Annotated in this window: 19 protein-coding genes and 1 rRNA gene; 7 read left to right on the plus strand and 13 right to left on the minus strand. The window is 39.9% G+C overall.

Annotation, left to right across the window (positions count from 1 at the left end):
* Positions 1 to 65: 65 nt before the first annotated feature.
* A 16S ribosomal RNA gene (locus BN6556_RS00560) occupies positions 66 to 1,630 on the minus strand.
* Positions 1,631 to 1,923: 293 nt separating this feature from the next.
* A complete protein-coding gene (locus BN6556_RS00565) occupies positions 1,924 to 2,796 on the minus strand; it encodes a nucleotidyltransferase-like protein (RefSeq protein ID WP_066185782.1) in 873 nt (290 codons plus the stop codon).
* A gap of 170 nt (positions 2,797 to 2,966) precedes the next feature.
* Between BN6556_RS00565 and BN6556_RS00570 the strand changes: the two genes are divergently transcribed.
* Positions 2,967 to 3,317 (plus strand): YgzB family protein, encoded by a 351-nt coding sequence (locus tag BN6556_RS00570; protein ID WP_066185785.1) that lies wholly within the window; start codon positions 2,967 to 2,969, stop codon positions 3,315 to 3,317.
* A gap of 151 nt (positions 3,318 to 3,468) precedes the next feature.
* On the opposite strand, the gene perR is transcribed toward BN6556_RS00570, so the two are convergent.
* The 3 genes from perR to bcp all read right to left on the minus strand — a co-directional run bounded on the left by perR (position 3,469) and on the right by bcp (position 5,221).
* Positions 3,469 to 3,918, minus strand: coding sequence for a peroxide-responsive transcriptional repressor PerR (gene perR, locus BN6556_RS00575; RefSeq protein WP_066185787.1), 450 nt, complete (start codon positions 3,916 to 3,918; stop codon positions 3,469 to 3,471).
* A 206-nt stretch (positions 3,919 to 4,124) separates the two neighbouring features.
* Positions 4,125 to 4,682: a cob(I)yrinic acid a,c-diamide adenosyltransferase gene (locus tag BN6556_RS00580; protein ID WP_066185792.1), complete on the minus strand. Its 558-nt coding sequence runs from the start codon at positions 4,680 to 4,682 to the stop codon at positions 4,125 to 4,127.
* Positions 4,683 to 4,750: 68 nt separating this feature from the next.
* The gene (bcp, locus tag BN6556_RS00585) at positions 4,751 to 5,221 is read right to left on the minus strand and encodes a thioredoxin-dependent thiol peroxidase (RefSeq protein WP_066185795.1); all 471 of its coding nucleotides are present in this window, start codon (positions 5,219 to 5,221) and stop codon (positions 4,751 to 4,753) included.
* Between the two features lie 151 nt (positions 5,222 to 5,372).
* On the opposite strand from bcp, the gene BN6556_RS00590 reads away from it, so the two are divergent.
* Positions 5,373 to 6,662, plus strand: coding sequence for a glutamate-1-semialdehyde 2,1-aminomutase (locus tag BN6556_RS00590; protein WP_066185798.1), 1,290 nt, complete (start codon positions 5,373 to 5,375; stop codon positions 6,660 to 6,662).
* Positions 6,663 to 6,701: 39 nt separating this feature from the next.
* On the opposite strand, the gene BN6556_RS00595 is transcribed toward BN6556_RS00590, so the two are convergent.
* Complete coding sequence (locus BN6556_RS00595) at positions 6,702 to 7,907, minus strand: MFS transporter (RefSeq protein ID WP_286171961.1); 1,206 nt, start codon at positions 7,905 to 7,907, stop codon at positions 6,702 to 6,704.
* A 123-nt stretch (positions 7,908 to 8,030) separates the two neighbouring features.
* On the opposite strand from BN6556_RS00595, the gene BN6556_RS00600 reads away from it, so the two are divergent.
* Positions 8,031 to 9,119 carry an FUSC family protein gene (locus BN6556_RS00600; RefSeq protein WP_235817421.1) on the plus strand — a complete coding sequence of 363 codons (1,089 nt, stop codon included), beginning with the start codon at positions 8,031 to 8,033 and terminating at the stop codon, positions 9,117 to 9,119.
* A 52-nt stretch (positions 9,120 to 9,171) separates the two neighbouring features.
* Here BN6556_RS00600 and BN6556_RS00605 read toward each other — a convergent pair whose 3' ends face one another.
* The 4 genes from BN6556_RS00605 to mutY all read right to left on the minus strand — a co-directional run bounded on the left by BN6556_RS00605 (position 9,172) and on the right by mutY (position 13,013).
* The gene (locus BN6556_RS00605) at positions 9,172 to 10,920 is read right to left on the minus strand and encodes an ABC transporter ATP-binding protein (protein ID WP_066185807.1); all 1,749 of its coding nucleotides are present in this window, start codon (positions 10,918 to 10,920) and stop codon (positions 9,172 to 9,174) included.
* 29 nt (positions 10,921 to 10,949) lie between these two features.
* Positions 10,950 to 11,477: a nucleoside tri-diphosphate phosphatase gene (gene ntdP, locus BN6556_RS00610; protein ID WP_066185809.1), complete on the minus strand. Its 528-nt coding sequence runs from the start codon at positions 11,475 to 11,477 to the stop codon at positions 10,950 to 10,952.
* A gap of 179 nt (positions 11,478 to 11,656) precedes the next feature.
* Positions 11,657 to 11,830: a gamma-type small acid-soluble spore protein gene (locus BN6556_RS00615; RefSeq protein WP_066185812.1), complete on the minus strand. Its 174-nt coding sequence runs from the start codon at positions 11,828 to 11,830 to the stop codon at positions 11,657 to 11,659.
* Positions 11,831 to 11,951: 121 nt separating this feature from the next.
* Positions 11,952 to 13,013 carry an A/G-specific adenine glycosylase gene (gene mutY / locus BN6556_RS00620; protein WP_066185815.1) on the minus strand — a complete coding sequence of 354 codons (1,062 nt, stop codon included), beginning with the start codon at positions 13,011 to 13,013 and terminating at the stop codon, positions 11,952 to 11,954.
* Between the two features lie 185 nt (positions 13,014 to 13,198).
* Between mutY and BN6556_RS00625 the strand changes: the two genes are divergently transcribed.
* Positions 13,199 to 14,188 (plus strand): metal-dependent hydrolase, encoded by a 990-nt coding sequence (locus tag BN6556_RS00625; RefSeq protein ID WP_066185819.1) that lies wholly within the window; start codon positions 13,199 to 13,201, stop codon positions 14,186 to 14,188.
* Positions 14,189 to 14,236: 48 nt separating this feature from the next.
* On the opposite strand, the gene BN6556_RS00630 is transcribed toward BN6556_RS00625, so the two are convergent.
* The 3 genes from BN6556_RS00630 to recX all read right to left on the minus strand — a co-directional run bounded on the left by BN6556_RS00630 (position 14,237) and on the right by recX (position 15,844).
* The gene (locus BN6556_RS00630; protein WP_066185822.1) at positions 14,237 to 14,506 is read right to left on the minus strand and encodes a YfhJ family protein; all 270 of its coding nucleotides are present in this window, start codon (positions 14,504 to 14,506) and stop codon (positions 14,237 to 14,239) included.
* A 140-nt stretch (positions 14,507 to 14,646) separates the two neighbouring features.
* Positions 14,647 to 14,976, minus strand: a complete 330-nt coding sequence (locus BN6556_RS00635) for a YfhH family protein (protein ID WP_066185824.1) — start codon at positions 14,974 to 14,976, stop codon at positions 14,647 to 14,649.
* A 55-nt stretch (positions 14,977 to 15,031) separates the two neighbouring features.
* Positions 15,032 to 15,844, minus strand: coding sequence for a recombination regulator RecX (gene recX, locus BN6556_RS00640; protein ID WP_066185826.1), 813 nt, complete (start codon positions 15,842 to 15,844; stop codon positions 15,032 to 15,034).
* Positions 15,845 to 16,118: 274 nt separating this feature from the next.
* Between recX and BN6556_RS00645 the strand changes: the two genes are divergently transcribed.
* The 3 genes from BN6556_RS00645 (at position 16,119) to BN6556_RS00655 (ending at position 17,509) form a co-directional block, all read left to right on the plus strand.
* Positions 16,119 to 16,487: a CidA/LrgA family protein gene (locus BN6556_RS00645; RefSeq protein ID WP_066185828.1), complete on the plus strand. Its 369-nt coding sequence runs from the start codon at positions 16,119 to 16,121 to the stop codon at positions 16,485 to 16,487.
* Complete coding sequence (locus BN6556_RS00650) at positions 16,480 to 17,166, plus strand: LrgB family protein (protein ID WP_066185831.1); 687 nt, start codon at positions 16,480 to 16,482, stop codon at positions 17,164 to 17,166. The genes BN6556_RS00645 and BN6556_RS00650 overlap by 8 nt, the downstream gene beginning before the upstream one ends.
* Positions 17,167 to 17,263: 97 nt before the next feature.
* Positions 17,264 to 17,509: a DUF1450 domain-containing protein gene (locus BN6556_RS00655; protein ID WP_066185833.1), complete on the plus strand. Its 246-nt coding sequence runs from the start codon at positions 17,264 to 17,266 to the stop codon at positions 17,507 to 17,509.
* The last annotated feature ends 3 nt before the right edge of the window (positions 17,510 to 17,512 follow it).

Consider the following 17,512-nt stretch of genomic DNA (forward strand, 5'->3'; position numbering starts at 1 on the left):
CTCAAAACTGAACCAAACAACCTAGTATGTGGCACCTCGTAAGAGGTGTTCCGTTCTATCCTTAGAAAGGAGGTGATCCAGCCGCACCTTCCGATACGGCTACCTTGTTACGACTTCACCCCAATCATTGGCCCCACCTTCGGCGGCTGGCTCCAATTGGTTACCCCACCGACTTCGGGTGTTGCCAACTCTCGTGGTGTGACGGGCGGTGTGTACAAGGCCCGGGAACGTATTCACCGTGGCATGCTGATCCACGATTACTAGCGATTCCGGCTTCATGCAGGCGAGTTGCAGCCTGCAATCCGAACTGAGAATGGTTTTATGAGATTGGCTTCACCTTGCGGCTTCGCTGCCCTTTGTACCATCCATTGTAGCACGTGTGTAGCCCAGGTCATAAGGGGCATGATGATTTGACGTCATCCCCACCTTCCTCCGGTTTGTCACCGGCAGTCACCTTAGAGTGCCCAACTGAATGCTGGCAACTAAGATTAAGGGTTGCGCTCGTTGCGGGACTTAACCCAACATCTCACGACACGAGCTGACGACAACCATGCACCACCTGTCATTTGGTCCCCGAAGGGAACTCCCTATCTCTAGAGACATCCAAAGATGTCAAGACCTGGTAAGGTTCTTCGCGTTGCTTCGAATTAAACCACATGCTCCACCGCTTGTGCGGGCCCCCGTCAATTCTTTTGAGTTTCAGCCTTGCGGCCGTACTCCCCAGGCGGAGTGCTTAATGCGTTAACTGCAGCACTAAGGGGCGGAAACCCCCTAACACCTAGCACTCATCGTTTACGGCGTGGACTACCAGGGTATCTAATCCTGTTCGCTCCCCACGCTTTCGCACCTCAGCGTCAGTTACAGACCAGAGAGCCGCCTTCGCCACTGGTGTTCCTCCACATCTCTACGCATTTCACCGCTACACGTGGAATTCCGCTCTCCTCTTCTGTACTCAAGTTCCCCAGTTTCCAATGACCGCTTGTGGTTGAGCCACAAGATTTCACATCAGACTTAAAGAACCGCCTGCGCGCGCTTTACGCCCAATAATTCCGGACAACGCTTGCCCCCTACGTATTACCGCGGCTGCTGGCACGTAGTTAGCCGGGGCTTCCTCGATAGGTACCGTCAAGGTACCGCCCTATTCGAACGGTACTTGTTCTTCCCTAACAACAGAACTTTACGATCCGAAAACCTTCTTCGTTCACGCGGCGTTGCTCCGTCAGACTTTCGTCCATTGCGGAAGATTCCCTACTGCTGCCTCCCGTAGGAGTCTGGGCCGTGTCTCAGTCCCAGTGTGGCCGATCACCCTCTCAGGTCGGCTACGCATCGTCGCCTTGGTAAGCCATTACCTTACCAACTAGCTAATGCGCCGCGGGCCCATCTGTAAGTGATAGCCGGAGGCCATCTTTTCCCTTCTCTTCAGGTGAAAATAAGGGGGTATCGGGTATTAGCTCCGGTTTCCCGAAGTTATCCCCGTCTTACAGGCAGGTTGCCCACGTGTTACTCACCCGTCCGCCGCTCGTTCCAGCACCTTCCCTCCGAAGAGTTCCGCTGCCTTCCCGCGCTCGACTTGCATGTATTAGGCACGCCGCCAGCGTTCGTCCTGAGCCAAGATCAAACTCTCAATATAGTTTGTACTTGTGCTCGCTTTTGACAAGCTAGCTTTTTGCTTTTCTTCTTACACATACTGGTTGTTTTGTTCAGTTTTCAATGATCAATGTTTTGGCTGCTTTTTTCGACAGCTTTTATATTATATCGCTTATGCTGGTTAATGTCAACAACTTTATTCAATAATTATTTTATTGATAAATCCGTTGTTTGCTTTCCCGTTTCAGCGACGTCTAATAATATACCATGGCTACAATATTAATGTCAACAACTTTTTTATATACAAGATAATAGCCTGCTAAGTACGTTGTTCCATCAAAGGTTAATCACCTGATATTTCCGATGCTTAACAGCGGTACTTTTAGTCTCTTCCAGTACGACATTCACAATATTTTGAGAAACTAAGTATTCGATAATTCCAACCAAATCATAGACATACGGAGATACCTCTGGATGAATTTTTAACTCGCCAAATCCCCAAGATGATTGACGCGTCCGCATTACTTGTAATAAATGCTCCGCACATCGTTCTGTTCGCTTGGTCAGGGATATATCAATATCATTTAAAGCTTGTTTGATCTTATCCTCTATATCTTCTGTACTTTTGATAAGTTTTTCATAGATTTGGTAAACCTCTAAATCAATCCGCTTCACTTGATTCCAAACCACTACTTCCGGGTGATAACCCTTCTCTAAAATGGCCATTCTTCCTAAATAATGTAATGAGCGCAACAACCTGCTATAAGCGTCTAAATAATTACCAGTCTCATATAGATGCCTTGATTCATTGTAACCTCGAGTTAACTTGGAGAATTCCATGGTTAATCGCAGACTTCTATGATCGTCTGGAAAAGTTTGAAGGTTTTCTTTTAAGTCTGCTACATACTCATTGCGATCATAAATTATTCTTCCCTCAAGAACCCATTCTATCACTCTCTTATAGGTACTATTCTTGATCCATGACTCTAATTGGTGTTGATCCACGATATGAAGAGCGGCTGATTTTTCTCCATATTCATAATGCTTCACAAGCCAATTATCTTCAAAGTCCTTTACAATAACCAATAAAATGGAATCAAAATTATCTGTCTCAGGGCTGACAGCATTTTTCTTCTCCATAACTAATATGCCTAGTGTATTACGGTTGCTAGCTCTTTCTTGATAAATCGGACGTAGTATATCCTCCAAGTAGTTCTCCCCCTTAATGGTGTTTCAGCCTTATTATTCTTAAACTTTTTCCCTAAGTACAAATTATCTAAACCGATTTTACTTGAATCAGGTGCTGACTTACAAGCATTTTCATCTGCTTTATGCTATACTACCATTCAGGAATTAATTTATTTGTTGGAGGAAGAAAGATGGCGGAAATTAACTATCGTAATAAGATAAATAGAATTCGAACCGTTGCATTAGCCTTGGTTTTTATTGGATTTGTTATTATGTATGCCGGTTTGTTGTTTAGAAACATAGAGTGGCTGATGCTATTACTCATGATACTTGGTACAATATCTATTGTATTAAGTACGGTTATATATTTTTGGATCGGTATGCTTTCGACAAGGGCGGTCAAAATTATCTGTCCCAACTGTAACAAACCTACCAAAATGCTTGGTCGTGTGGATGCCTGCATGCACTGTAAGCAGCCACTCACCTTGGATAAGGATCTAGAAGGTAAAGAATTCGATGAAAAATATAATAAAAGAAGGTAAATGTGAAGGAGATCTAGGACTACTATTAGCTTTTAGTATGGCAATGCTTAAAATCACTGCCGTAGTATTTGATCACCACTAACCTGAACATTTCATTTATCCTACTCACAAAAACACACACGAGTTGGTGAAACGCTCGTGTGTGTGCGCATTAAATGGCTTTATTATTTTCTTTTTTACATGCGTGACATACCCCGTACACTTCCATCCGATGATGGGTGACTTCAAATCCAGTAATCTGCTCAGCCAAGGCTTCAACTTCATCTAGACTTGGATATTGAAAATCAACAATCTTGCCACAAGTCTCACATATAATATGATAATGATCAGATGTATCACAATCAAATCGACTGGAAGAGTCACCATACGTGAGTTCTCTGACCAGACCGATTTCACGAAATACCCGCAAATTATTATAGACAGTGGCTACGCTCATGTTCGGAAATTTACCTTCCAATGCCTTATAGATTTCGTCAGCAGTTGGGTGTGTGTCCGCATTCAACAAATATTCCAACACCGCATGACGTTGAGGCGTGATTCGAACACCAGAAGATTTCAACTTATCTACAGCCTCTTGCAACTTATGATCAGACACCGCCATGCACCTCACTTTCTACTGCATAATTGTAAAACTTCTCTATATAATACCAGATTACAATAGCACCAGTATTAATACAATTATTACTTTATAATTCTTATAATTAGTGTACTCCTTTTACTGATATTCTGTCAATGCAAGTATACTTGTCCAAACTGATTTTTATGAATTCTTTGTGCCAAAGATGCGAAAATAGCCTTTTATTACCTCTAAATATCGATTTTCAATGGGATCTCTGCCACTTGTAATTGGTGATTCACCAAACGCGCAACCACAAATAAATAGTCCGACAGTCTATTTAAATAAGTAATTGCCAATGAATCCGCCAACTCTTCCTTCAAGCCTACCGCCAATCGCTCGGCACGGCGCGTTACTGTCCTGCCATACTGCAGTATACTTGCTGCCATATGACCTCCTGGTAAAATAAACTGACGCAGTTCTGGAAGATAGGATTGCCAATGATCTATCTGCCTTTCCAACTGTTCGAGATGATTTTGTGTTAACTGCCACGTTACTTCTTTATCTGTAGGTGTCGCCAGCTCGGAGCCTACATGAAATAAAATGGTTTGTATCTGTAAAAGTTCATTTATTAGGTGCTGCTTGTTTGAGAAGTTTTCCTGATCTAAACTGCTGACAGCCTGGCCAATAACTGCATTCACCTCATCACAAGTACCGTATGCCTCTACTCGTAAATGGTTTTTGGGTACTCTTTTCCCGTAAATTAATGATGTTTCTCCTTTATCACCTGATCTTGTGTAGATGCGCATGCTTTTCCTCCTTTTTATCAAAAATATGTAAAATAAAGGGCGCGAGCTATAGGCCCACACCCTTTATTTTATGATAATTCTTCACGTATATAATTTAACGCCTTGTCTACGTGCCCTTTCACCTGAATATTGCGGAATTCTTTTCGTAGAACGCCCTCTTTATCAATAATAAAAGTAGAGCGGACAATTCCCATTGATTCATTCCCGAATTTTTTCTTAAGCTGCCAAACACCAAATTGTTCGGCTACTTGTTTGTCCTCGTCTACTAACAATTCAAAGGGAAGGTCATGTTTATCGATGAACTTCTTATGGCTCTCCTCTGAATCTGGGCTGATCCCAAGGATAACCGCGTCCAATTCCTGAAAGCTCTCATGGTTATCACGGAAATCACAAGCCTCCGTTGTACAACCTGGCGTATCGTCTTTGGGATAAAAATAGAGAACAATATGACTTCCTTTATAATCTGAAAGTTGTACCTTGTCTCCTTTATTATTAATTAGTTCAAAGTCTTGAACGGCTTGACCGACTTCTACTGTCATTACAGATCCCTCCATTACTTCTTAATACTTCTAGGGTATCGGAAAACAGGCAAACACTCAACTAATATACATCTATCTTTTACCACTTTTGCACTAAATGTTATAATAATAACGCACCTTATTAATTTAAGAATTAGCGGAGGTTTATGTTATGCAATTCACAAATTCAAAGGCTTTACATAAAGAAGCTCAAGAACATATTGTTGGAGGAGTCAACTCCCCTTCCCGAGCATTTAAGGGAGTTGGGGGTGGTTCACCCGTATACATGGAGAAGGGACAAGGTGCTTATTTTTGGGATGTTGATGGCAATCAATATATCGATTACCTTGGTGCCTATGGTCCGATCATTACTGGTCATGCCCATCCTCACATCACTAAGGCGATCCAATCTGCTGCAGAAAATGGTGTTTTATTCGGTACACCTACCAAGTTGGAAAATATTTTTGCACAGAAATTAAAGTCGGCGATTCCTTCTCTCGATAAAGTACGCTTTGTTAATTCAGGCACAGAGGCCGTCATGACCACTGTCCGTGTTGCACGTGCCTATACCGGACGAGAAAAAATCATCAAGTTTGCTGGGTGTTACCACGGCCACTTTGATTCAGTGTTGGTACAAGCCGGCTCTGGACCATCCACACTAGGAAATCCTGATTCTGCTGGTGTGACCAAAGCAACTGCTCAAGAGGTCATAACAGTACCTTTTAATGATTTAGCTGCTTTACAAGAGGCGTTAGCACACTGGGGAGATCAAGTTGCTGCTGTATTAGTCGAACCGATCGTAGGGAATTTTGGGATTGTTGAACCTAAAGATGGTTTTCTACAAGCAGTGAACGACTTTGCCCATGACAATGGATCCCTTGTTATCTATGATGAAGTGATTACTGCCTTCCGTTTCACATACGGATCCGCACAACAGCTAGTAGGCGTTGAACCTGATATGACAGCCTTTGGTAAAATCATTGGCGGTGGTTTACCAATCGGGGCCTATGGTGGTAAAAAGGAAATCATGGAGCAAGTTGCACCACTTGGTCCTGCATATCAGGCCGGCACGATGTCAGGAAACCCTGCTTCGATGTCTGCTGGAATCGCATGTTTGGAAGTATTAGAACAAGCTGGTATTTATCAAGAATTGGATAGATTGGGTGCATTATTAGAGAATGGTATGTATGAAGCTGCTACTAAACATGATATAACGATTTCGGTTAATCGATTGAAAGGTGCGCTTACCCTTTATTTCACAGGGGAAAAGGTTACCAATTATCGTCAAGCAGAAAATAGTGACGGAGAACGGTTTGGTCAGTTCTTTAAATTAATGCTACAACAAGGTATTAATTTGGCTCCCTCTAAGTATGAGGCTTGGTTTATAACAACTGCCCATACAGAGGAAAATATTTATCATACCATCGCCTGCATCGACTATGCATTTTCTATGATGAAATAGGAAGAGAAGAAGGCTGATCGCTATCATGATCAGCCTCCTTTATGTGGCTTCTTCTCGACTGGGACGAATGGCAGTTAACGTAAGAAGGATGGTTACAGCAGCTGCCCCTGCCAAAACATAATACATCCAACTGTTCCCCTTTTCCATCAGGATAGCCATAATAAAAGGACCTGCTGCAACACCAAGAAATCGCATGCTGCTATATAAAGCAGTAACGGTGCCACGTATATCTTTCTCTACTCCTTCTGTAATAAGGGAATCAAGTACTGGCAAGGAAATACCGATTCCAATACCTGCAATTGCTAATAACAGAGAAAGATACGTCAAACGCAGATCATCCTTCACCCATAAGAGTGGGACTAAGCTAATGACATTAGCCGTTAAGATCGTCCATTTCATCACCAATTTATTTTTACCAATCTTTTTTCCTGTGACATAGGATGCGATACAAAGGAATAATAATGGTATGGCAAGCACTAATCCCTTCAAGACACCAGCTAATTGATATTGTTTTTCTAATAAGGAGGAAAAATGAAATAAAAAGGCAAACAAAATAAACATATTAATCGCCCCAATTACAAAAGTACCAATAAGCCACCTGCCATTATCACGGAAAACCTGACGGATACACTGTAAAAACTCTTTAAACGATTGCTTCTTTTTGTCATCTGCTCGTTTGGGTGCGTCTAATAAAAACCAAACCATCACGATGGCAATAGCGGAAAAAATGGGAATAAACACAAAAGGTAAAAACCAAATAAAAACAGCCAAGAAGGATCCGATAATTGGGCTGAGTACTTTACCAAATGTATTAGAGGTTTCAATGATACCAAGTCCAGCGCTGACTTCTGTTTCATCCTCAAACATATCTCCTACTGTCGGAATTACCACAGGAAATGCACCTGCCGCTCCCATACCTTGTAGGAATCTGCCTGCCAAGATTACATAAAAAGGATCCGCCATTTTCCAAGCAGCTAATGCGGATACCAGACCACCAATTGCCGTTATAAGTAAGCTGGGAAGCAATATATTCTTTCTGCCAAACTTATCAGACAAATAACCTGCTAAGGGGATTAATAAGATGGCTATCACGGAATAAACCGTAATTAAAAGACTTGACTGAAAGGAGCTGATTTGAATTTCTTTTTCAATAATTGGCAACACTGGGATCAACATAGAATTCCCTAATGTCATCACCAATGGGATGGATGCTAATGCAATAATACCTAAATTTTTTCCTCTCACATTATTCCCTTCCATTCAACGAGTTATATGTTACTATAAGTAGTGTTTACACGCCTAACGTTTTCATACTCAGTTTTTTTAATACTTTCTGGTATACTAAAATTATTGGACAAAATGGGAAGGATGGTGCACAAATTGAAGCTTGGGGCAAGGATATTAAAGACGGGATTAGCAATTACTGTCGCTATATATGTGGCACAATTGCTGGGAATACAAGCAGCAACCTATGCAGGTATTGCCGCCGCTTTTGCAATCCAGCCTAATATTTATCGTTCCTTTCAGACGATGCTGGAACAAATTTATGCCAATATCTTCGGGGTAGGCATTGGTGCATTGGTTGTTTTTAGTTTAGGAAATGATCCAGTGGTTATTGGTTTTACTGTAATTATTGTGATTGGGGTTCTCATGTATTTCAAGGTAAACGAAAATACTATTGCCTTAGCCATCTTTGCCGTTCTCGCAGTGATGGAGACTACGGAAATGATGTTACTTCATTTTGCAGGAGTTCGTTTCTCTGCATTAACACTTGGTATTTTATCGGCGTTTGTCATTAATTTATTGTTTCTTCCGCCAAAATACGAACTGCGTTTGTTTAAGTCGATTGATCAAATTACTTCTGATATTTTGCAATGGCTGCGTATATCGACAAAGCACTTGTCGGATGACCCTGCCTTACGTACAGAGATTGAGCGTATTCAAGCGGAAATTCATCGAATCGATAATACCTATTTACTATTCAGCGAAGAACGAATTTATCGCAAAAAGGCTCGTATGCCCAGGATGCGTAAGTTAATTTTGTTTCGACAGATGATCTATACATCCAAAAAATCTTTAGCAACTTTAGAGGCCTTCCACCAATACGACGATAAGGTGGAACATATACCGAAAGAATTCCGTAAAGTTCTCATAGATGAATTAGATAAGCTTATATATTCACATGAGCGCCTTTTGTTAAGTGCGATGGGTAAGATAAAAAAGAACCCAAGTAAATCGATCGAAGATATTACCGATCCAGATATTCCACACCTTGTGGATGCATTGATCCAAGTTTATGAAAAAGACGACAAAGAGCGGCTTGCCTTATTACCACTAGCCTCGCGCTTAATGGAATATCACAAAGAGATTTTGCACTTTGAACGAATCTTATATAGTTATCAAAATTTTCATAAACATATGGAGTTTGATTTCAAGAAGAGACGCAAACCAGTATAACAACAAAACCACAGTAAAAAAGCGCCCAATTGCCATGGGCGCTTTTGCTTTATTAATCGTCTAATTCCTGCACTTGATATAAATTATAATAATGGCCTTGCTGTTGCATTAATTGATGATGCGTACCTTCTTCAACGATTTCTCCATTTTCAATTAAGATAATACGATCGGCATGTGTAATCGTTGATAAACGGTGGGCAACGATAAATGTCGTGCGGTCGGAAGCCAATTTATCCAATGTCTCTTGAATCAAATGTTCACTTTCCAAATCCAAGGCAGATGTAGCCTCATCCAAAATTAATAATGGCGGGTTCTTTAAAAAGACTCGTGCAATGGCTATACGCTGCTTCTGCCCTCCTGACAGCTTAACTCCTCGTTCACCAACTAACGTATCATAACCATTACTTAATTCAGTGATAAATTCATGGGCATTTGCTGCCTTTGCTGCTTGTATCACTTCTTCATCGGATGCCTCTGGATTCCCCATGCGAATATTCATTGCAATGGATTCACTAAATAGAATATTGTCCTGCAGCACCATTCCAATTTTGTCTCGTAGTGAACGTGCCTGTACATCGCGGATATCGTGTCCGTCAACAGAAATTCGTCCGCTCGTCACATCATAAAAACGAGGGATGAGACTTATAACAGTGGATTTCCCTCCACCACTCATACCAACTAGAGCGATAGTTTCTCCTTGTTTCACATCAAGCGAAACATCCTTCAACACTAAGTCTTCCTCGTCTTCGTAACGGAAGGAAACGTGGTCAAGACGAACATGTCCCTTTACATTGGTTAATGGTTGAGCATTCGGCTTATCTTGAATATCGTACTTCTCATCAATCAGTTCAAAGACACGATCCATGGAGGCAATCGATTGAACCAATACAGTGGAAGAGCTGATTAACCTTCTCAATGGACTGTATACACGGTCCATATAGCCGACAAAGGCTGCCATCGTACCATAAGTTAAATCAGAGGTAATCGCAAAATATCCCGCAAAACCAATTACCAATAATGGTGCTACATCGGTAATAGTATTCATCACGGCAAATGTCTTCGCATTCCAAACGGTATGATCAATAGCCTTATTAAAAAAATTCTGGTTTCTTTTATCAAATTCTCCTTCTTCGTAATCCTCTAACGCAAAACTCCGAGTAACCGGAATACCTTGTACTCGTTCATGTAAATGACCTTGCACTTCTGCCAATGCCTGTGATCTATTTTTTGTTAATAGACGCAATCTCCCATAAAACAGCTTAACTGAAATTGCATATAGCGGAAACAAGGCCACTGCTACTACTGTCAGCCATACATCCATAAACAGCATAATCACGATGGCTATGACAATGGTAATCATATCTAGCCAAATATTCATCAAGCCAGTCATCACAAAGTTTTTAGTTTGCTCTACGTCATGAATAACACGGGAAATAACCTCACCCGTCTTTGTTCTCGAATAGAATTGCAAACTTAGCCGCTGAAGATGGTCAAATAAACGCTCACGAATATCAAAAAGAATCTTGTTACCTGTCCATTGCGCCAAGTACTGCCGATAATATTCAATCGGCGGCCTTAAAAGGACAAATAAAAATGCAGCAATTCCCATCAACCAAAATAGCTGTGATAGTTTCTCACTAGTTGTCATCGATTCTGCACCGATAATATTATCCATTACATATTTTACGATTAACGGCATTAAAAGCGGAATTCCGAATTTCACAATGCCAATCAATACCGTCACTAATATCTTCCATTTATATGGGAAGACATATTGTAAATATCTTTTTATACTACTCAAAAGTTTCTACCTCTTTTCTTTCTACTTGCTTATCTGTATGTCAAATACAGTTCATACCACTGATCTACAAACTCTGCTGAAAATGGCCCCTTTCTTTGTCTGATCCAATGTAATAATTGATCAAGATTATTCCTAAGAATTTTATCCAACACTTCCGGATACTTCATTTGATTTTTGTGCAAGACATATTCATCTTCATCTAATATGTTATAGGTCATATCTGGAAATACTTTGACATCCAAATCATAATCGATATACTTTACCGCTCCATCTTCAAAAACAAATGGCGAACTGATATTACAATAATAGTATATCCCATCATCACGCAACATGCCGATCACATTAAACCAATATTCTACATGAAAAAAGCAAATAGCCGGTTCCCTCGTAATCCATGTCCTTCCATCACTTTCCGTTACCAATGTCTTATCGTTCGCACCTATTACCTGTCGGCTTGTCCCTTTTAACACTGTTGTTGTATCCCAGACACGATGGAGCTGACCATTGTGCTTATAACTCTGTATTTGTATTGTCTTTCCTGGTTCAAGGTCGTCCATACGTATTTTCCTTTCTGTATTTTGTGTAACTCATATTATAACGATAAATATTTACAATTGAAAATAATACAATTATAGCTTGGTGTTTGTCTGGGTTATTTTATTAGGAATATGTATAGTAACAAAAAGAAAGCTTGACTCCCTGCTGCTGAGAATCAAGCTTTCTTAGGCTTTTATAACTATTGCTTTTTATTTTCAGATTTTTGATTTTGCTTGCGTACTTCCTGTGCGTTTGTTTCGCTCGCAAATTCAGTACCATATTGACCTTGACCTTGTTGCGCTTGTTGGTTTTGGCGCTTCACTTCTTCTGCATTTGTTTTGCTTGGGTTGTTTTGATTGTTACGTTTAGCCATTGATATCACCTCCACGACATTTAATTTACCCAAGCTGTCATTTTTTATTCGCAAAAAAATGATAAGGATTTATGTGAGGTAGTCCGTAACAATCCAATGATTTAAAAAAGACATTGGATTATTATAATTGCCGATAAATATTTTGGTGGGATACTGGTAAGGGATATTGTTCTACTTCTTTCTTGGTAAGAAGTTTCATCCTAGCCGGTAATCTAATCGTTCCTTTTATTTTTATATGTTTAACTGTTAAATACCAAATTAAATGAGAGAACACATGCTTCACCGGTTCTTTCTCCGTTGTCTGCAATACTTTCGTTTGAAATTTTTCTTGTATATATGCCTCTAAGTGCTGTTCATCAATTGTCGTGGTATCCACCATCGGAAACTGCCACATCTGAGCTAACAACCCATTATTTGGACGTTGCTCCAATACACACCTGCCTGTTTCATCTTCTATAATAAATGCTACATAATGCTTCGTAGACTGTTTTGTTTTCTTCACCTTGACTGGCAAGGTCTCTTCCACTCCAGCTTGAAAGGCTAAACAATGCTGTTGAACCGGGCATAAGAGGCAACTCGGTTTTTTGGGAGTACAGACTAATGCCCCTAGTTCCATTAGTCCTTGATTGAAGGCAGACGGATTTTCTTTTGAAATAAGTTGGTAAACTGCTGTTTCAAAGGTTTTTCTTGTTTTTGCTTTAGCAATGTCTTCCTCAATTCGCAAAATTCGAGATAATACTCGCATGACATTCCCATCAACTGCAGGTTCGGGTTTGTTATAGGCAATGCTTAATATTGCCCCTTTGGTATAAGGACCTACCCCTTTTAATTCACCTAATTCTTTTGGGGTCTCGGGAACCTGTGCGCGATATTCACTGACAACTTCTTTAACTGCCGTTTGTAAATTACGTGCTCGCGAATAATAGCCTAAACCCTCCCACGCTTTTAACACCTGTTGTTCTTCCGCCTCTGCTAATGCTTCTAAATCAGGAAACTGCTTCATAAAATGTTGGAAATAAGGAATGACAGTATCAACCTTTGTCTGCTGCAGCATAATTTCTGATACCCAAACACGATATGGATCTTTATTTTCCCGCCATGGTAATATTCGCTGCTCCTTTTCAAACCAGTTGATTAAATCCTGTTGAAATTGGGGTATATTAATAGTAGACGTGTATGACACAATAGCTTCATCCTTCTTTAATTGGTTTATTGCGAATAGTGCAATCGCAATGATTTTACTGTATGTTAGTACCATGATAAAATAAAATGTAGTTAAACTAACTATTTATTCGAGGGTTTTAAACAACCACTTCTAACATGATTGAGTTAATGAAATTACGTTCTATACAGAAAGGGGCAGCTAATATGGACACTGCCACACATATTACGATGGGCATTGCCATAGGTGGACTAGCCACATTAGATCCAGTAGTACAACAAGATACAACCCTTTTTACTTCGATAATGGTTGGTGCGATTATCGGATCACACGCACCAGACTTTGATACGATTTTAAAACTGAGAAACAATGCGGTGTATATTCGGCATCACCGTGGTATTACCCACTCGATGCCTGCCGTCTTTTTTTGGGGCATATCCGTATCTTCCTTTATATATTTATTTGTTCCAGAAGTTAATTTTCTGCACTTGTGGTTATGGACATTTCTAGCTGTAATCTTACATGTGTTCGTCGATGTATTTAATGCCTATGGTACGCAAGCATATCGGCCATTCACAAAAAAATGGGTGGCATATGGATTTATCAGTACATTCGACCCTTATATATTCAGCTTGCATGTTATTGGCATTATTGCCTGGTTGCTTGGAGCGAATCCAGGATATACTTGGTTATTAATTTACTTTATTATTTTATTGTATTACATCAAACGTTTTATCGACAAGCGTGAAATTGTCAAGATTATTCATGGCAATTTTGCCGGAGTGGAACAAATTGCGACTTCGCCCACAACGAAACAAAACATTTGGCGAGTTGCCTTAACAACCACCAATTATTATTATGTTGGCAGAGTTGGAGATGGTCATATTACCATCGAAGACCGATTTGCGCGTATTCCAGTTCCGGATAATGAATTGATAACCGCTGCTAAACAGGATAAAAATATATCGGCATTCCTGTCATTTTCCCCTATTTATCGCTGGGAAATTAGTGAATACGATGATTTTAGTGAAGTTCGCTTCATCGATTTACGCTATCGATCGGAGGAAGGCCACTATACTTTTATCGCCATTGTACAGATTGATGACAACATGCGTCTAATGAACTCCTATACAGGATGGGTTTTCTCAGAGGAAAAACTTCAAGATAAATTAAAAATGGACAGCAAAATGGCGTAATCAAGCTTGAGCAAGGCAGGGGATGATAACTTCCCCTGTTTTTTTATGTTAGTGAATGGTTTTATTACTTTTATCAATCATTTGCTGATACTTGGGATATCTGGTAGCAAAATCTGTCAGGTTACTGCCGTACTGATCAATAAAATGACGAACGAACTTTGCGGTGATATCCGCCCCTTCATACTCACGCCCAGCCTTTGCACGGGATGCTTCAAAATCCTCCCACAATAATTCAACCCAACTTCGCGCCTCTAATAAGGTGAGTGAGGTATCTTTCTGTTTTAGTTCTTCTGATAACTTCTGTATCTCTTCCTGCATCGTCATCTTCTCCTCATTAAATGGATCACTGCGTTAAGTGTCCCTATGCTATTTTAGTGAAAAACCAATAAAATCCTCCTACTGGACGTTATCTTAATTGTTGCAATACTTCAGGGAATATCGGTGAAACCTATATAGTGTCATTGTTTATCTCCTAAGATGGAAAGTGGTACGGCTTCTTCCTTTTCAAATTTCTGGCCTAATAAATTAATTCTATATCCCCATGCAAATACACCATTAATATAGGTTATTTCAAATTGTTGTCCGGGATCTCCAGCTAATTCATAACGCGCACCCTTTTCAAAATCTGCTGGATTCACCAAATAAGCAGCAGCCATTTGCATTTTCCTCTGTAAAATTTCATACTCACTTATATTTCCCCATTGCTCCGCCTTTTGCAATTTTTCTTTCAGACTAGCTACTTCGGCATGCAATTCTTCTACTGTATATGTACTGTATCTACGGTCCATTATTACACCACCATTTATTGTTCTTACTACTATTTTAGCATGTTTGTGCAAGGGATTATTCTTTTATGTACTCATCAATAAAACGGTCTATCAAATCAACTGGAAAGCCTTTTCGATACAAACCTGCCTTGACCTTCTGTATTAACATATAGCCAGATTCTTTCTTTTGGAACTTGGCTATTAATTTTTCTCCTTGATAGACAGCGGCTTTATACTCTTCGCCCTGATCACGCTGGTCAGCTATTTGTGCCAACACTACAGAAATCACTTCTTGAGTAAATCCTTTCTGTAATAGCGATTGTGTCGTGCTATTGATCTGCTGTTGGTGCGATTTTTTACTGGAAGGCTTTAATTGTTTATTTACCCATTTTTCAACTTTAGCGGTTTGTTCCTCAAAAGTATAAGCCGTTATTGCCTGTTCAATAATTGTTGGAGCTACTCCTTTTTCGGCTAATTCTTTTTTTATCATGAGCGGACCTTTGCTGGAAGTCTGTATTCTAGTAGTTACTAAGGCTTCACTAAAGGCCAAGTCATCTAAAAGTTGTTCCTTCTTCAGCCTAGTGATAACTTCCTCAATATAGTCAGGGTCAATCTCCTTCTTCCGCAAATAATCAGCTATTTCTTTCTCGGAACGCATCCGATAACTTAAGTATCTTATCGAGAAAAGATAGGCCTTATGCGCTGCATCCTGCTCCTGAATTTTTTCAATTGTCTCATTAGTGAGCTCAAGCCCTTTGTGCAAATGATAAGTAATAAGTACATCTTCACCAACACTAAATCCATAATATTCCTGGCCGTTTTCCTGGAAAAATATATTATAGCGGTCCTTGCGTTTTTTTTGAGCCGAGATCTTCGCAATTTCAGGCATATTATTCACCTCACTTATTTATTTTAACAAACAAACATTTGTTCGTCAAATAAGAATTTGTATTCGAAGTAGAAACTTGTAACAAACAACTTTATTACATGGATATAGATGGAACAGCTACTCTTGCATAGCCCGACTTCTCGATACTCCGATTCGTTCAATATCATCATCTTTTCAAATCCTATTATATCAAACAGTCTACATTTACTTATATAAAATTGCTGCTTGCCTGCATTTCAAAAAAGGCATATGATTAATAACGGAGGTTTTGCAGGTGAAGTATTTAATCATGGTATTACAAATTGGTACGCTTTTCCTTTTTAATTATATTGGACAGCTAATTCAAAGTTGCTTCTCCCTTTTTATTCCGGGTAGTTTGATTGGCATGTTATTACTATTTAGTCTGTTAAGTCTGCAGGTTATTCCTATCACTTGGCTACAATCAGGAGTTGATTGGCTACTGAAGGATATACCTTTTTTCTTTATTCCGGTCACTGTAGGGGTCGTTCAATATATTAATTTTTTCTATGGTAAAGGGAGTTTACTAGTACTTCTTGTTATTATTAGCACCCTTTTTGTCATTGCTATCACTGGTCTCATAACAGACCAACTGCTAAAAAACAGGAGGGCTGCTCATGACTGATGTTTTTATTGGATTGACTGCAATTATTACGACAATCATCCTTTACCAGGTCACAAAGAAGATTTATTATCTAAAACCAAGCCCATTTACACTGCCTATCTTTCTTTCGACAGTTATCATCGTGTTATGTCTATTAATTAGCGATATTCCTTATCACACTTATATGATGGGTGCTCAGTGGATTGATTTATTTCTAGGACCCATCGTCGTGTCTTTAGCCATTCCTTTATATCGGCAGCTTGGCTTGATCAAAAAATTTGCTCTGCCAATTATCGTCGGTATATTTGCTGGTTCATTAATGGGAGTTATCACCGGTACTGTGGGAAGCCTATTGCTTGGCTTTGATCGTTGGCTGATTCAGTCGGTAGCAGCCAAGTCAGTTACCGCACCGATTGCCATTAGCATTACAGAAACTGTGGGAGGAAATATATCACTTGTCGCCGTATTTGTCATGGTAGCAGGAATAAGTGGAGCTATGTTTGGTCCTTCCATTCTTCGATTATGTCGAATTACACACCCGGTCGCCAAAGGTCTTAGCATCGGTACCGCCTCTCATGCGATTGGGACTGCTAAGGCACTGGAACTAGGGGAATTAGAAGGAGCAGTAAGTGCCTTATCGATGATTATTAGCGCAGTGATGGTCTCCTTCCTTGTACCTGTTATCTTATCATTGATATAATGAGTGAACAGATAAGTTGACAACCCGTAGAACAAGCGTTATTTTTAACTGATGATTCTCTTGATGTCTTGCAGGAAAGACATAGGAAGGTGATGCTATGGGAATCGTTGTCGTAGAAATTTGTGATAGTAATTTAATGAATACGTTGGACATAGAACATATTATTGAATCAGAATATCCAGAAGTAGCGGTATTAATCAGTGATTGTCTAAGCTTTTGCGGGTTATGCAGATTAAAGCCCTATGCATTAGTGAATAACCAACGTGTCCATGGAAAAACGCCGGAAGAAACATTAGATAAGATCAGAAAGGCGATTGAAGAAGAATTGGCCTTTTATCAATAATTT

The organism is Gracilibacillus timonensis (genome assembly GCF_900086715.1).
GTDB classification, from domain to species: domain Bacteria; phylum Bacillota; class Bacilli; order Bacillales; family Amphibacillaceae; genus Gracilibacillus; species Gracilibacillus timonensis.

What these genes read in the sequence shown, in the direction of transcription:
- perR (WP_066185787.1), bottom strand. Translation starts at nt 3,918, where the DNA reads ATGGCGGTGTCTGATCATAAGTTGCAAGAGGCTGTAGATAAGTTGAAA.
- BN6556_RS00655 (WP_066185833.1), top strand. Translation starts at nt 17,264, where the DNA reads ATGGGAATCGTTGTCGTAGAAATTTGTGATAGTAATTTAATGAATACG.
- BN6556_RS00600 (WP_235817421.1), top strand. Translation starts at nt 8,031, where the DNA reads ATGGTGCACAAATTGAAGCTTGGGGCAAGGATATTAAAGACGGGATTA.
- BN6556_RS00580 (WP_066185792.1), bottom strand. Translation starts at nt 4,682, where the DNA reads ATGCGCATCTACACAAGATCAGGTGATAAAGGAGAAACATCATTAATT.
- BN6556_RS00570 (WP_066185785.1), top strand. Translation starts at nt 2,967, where the DNA reads ATGGCGGAAATTAACTATCGTAATAAGATAAATAGAATTCGAACCGTT.
- BN6556_RS00590 (WP_066185798.1), top strand. Translation starts at nt 5,373, where the DNA reads ATGCAATTCACAAATTCAAAGGCTTTACATAAAGAAGCTCAAGAACAT.
- recX (WP_066185826.1), bottom strand. Translation starts at nt 15,844, where the DNA reads ATGCCTGAAATTGCGAAGATCTCGGCTCAAAAAAAACGCAAGGACCGC.
- bcp (WP_066185795.1), bottom strand. Translation starts at nt 5,221, where the DNA reads ATGACAGTAGAAGTCGGTCAAGCCGTTCAAGACTTTGAACTAATTAAT.
- BN6556_RS00615 (WP_066185812.1), bottom strand. Translation starts at nt 11,830, where the DNA reads ATGGCTAAACGTAACAATCAAAACAACCCAAGCAAAACAAATGCAGAA.
- BN6556_RS00635 (WP_066185824.1), bottom strand. Translation starts at nt 14,976, where the DNA reads ATGGACCGTAGATACAGTACATATACAGTAGAAGAATTGCATGCCGAA.
- BN6556_RS00630 (WP_066185822.1), bottom strand. Translation starts at nt 14,506, where the DNA reads ATGCAGGAAGAGATACAGAAGTTATCAGAAGAACTAAAACAGAAAGAT.
- BN6556_RS00650 (WP_066185831.1), top strand. Translation starts at nt 16,480, where the DNA reads ATGACTGATGTTTTTATTGGATTGACTGCAATTATTACGACAATCATC.
- ntdP (WP_066185809.1), bottom strand. Translation starts at nt 11,477, where the DNA reads ATGGACGACCTTGAACCAGGAAAGACAATACAAATACAGAGTTATAAG.
- BN6556_RS00625 (WP_066185819.1), top strand. Translation starts at nt 13,199, where the DNA reads ATGGACACTGCCACACATATTACGATGGGCATTGCCATAGGTGGACTA.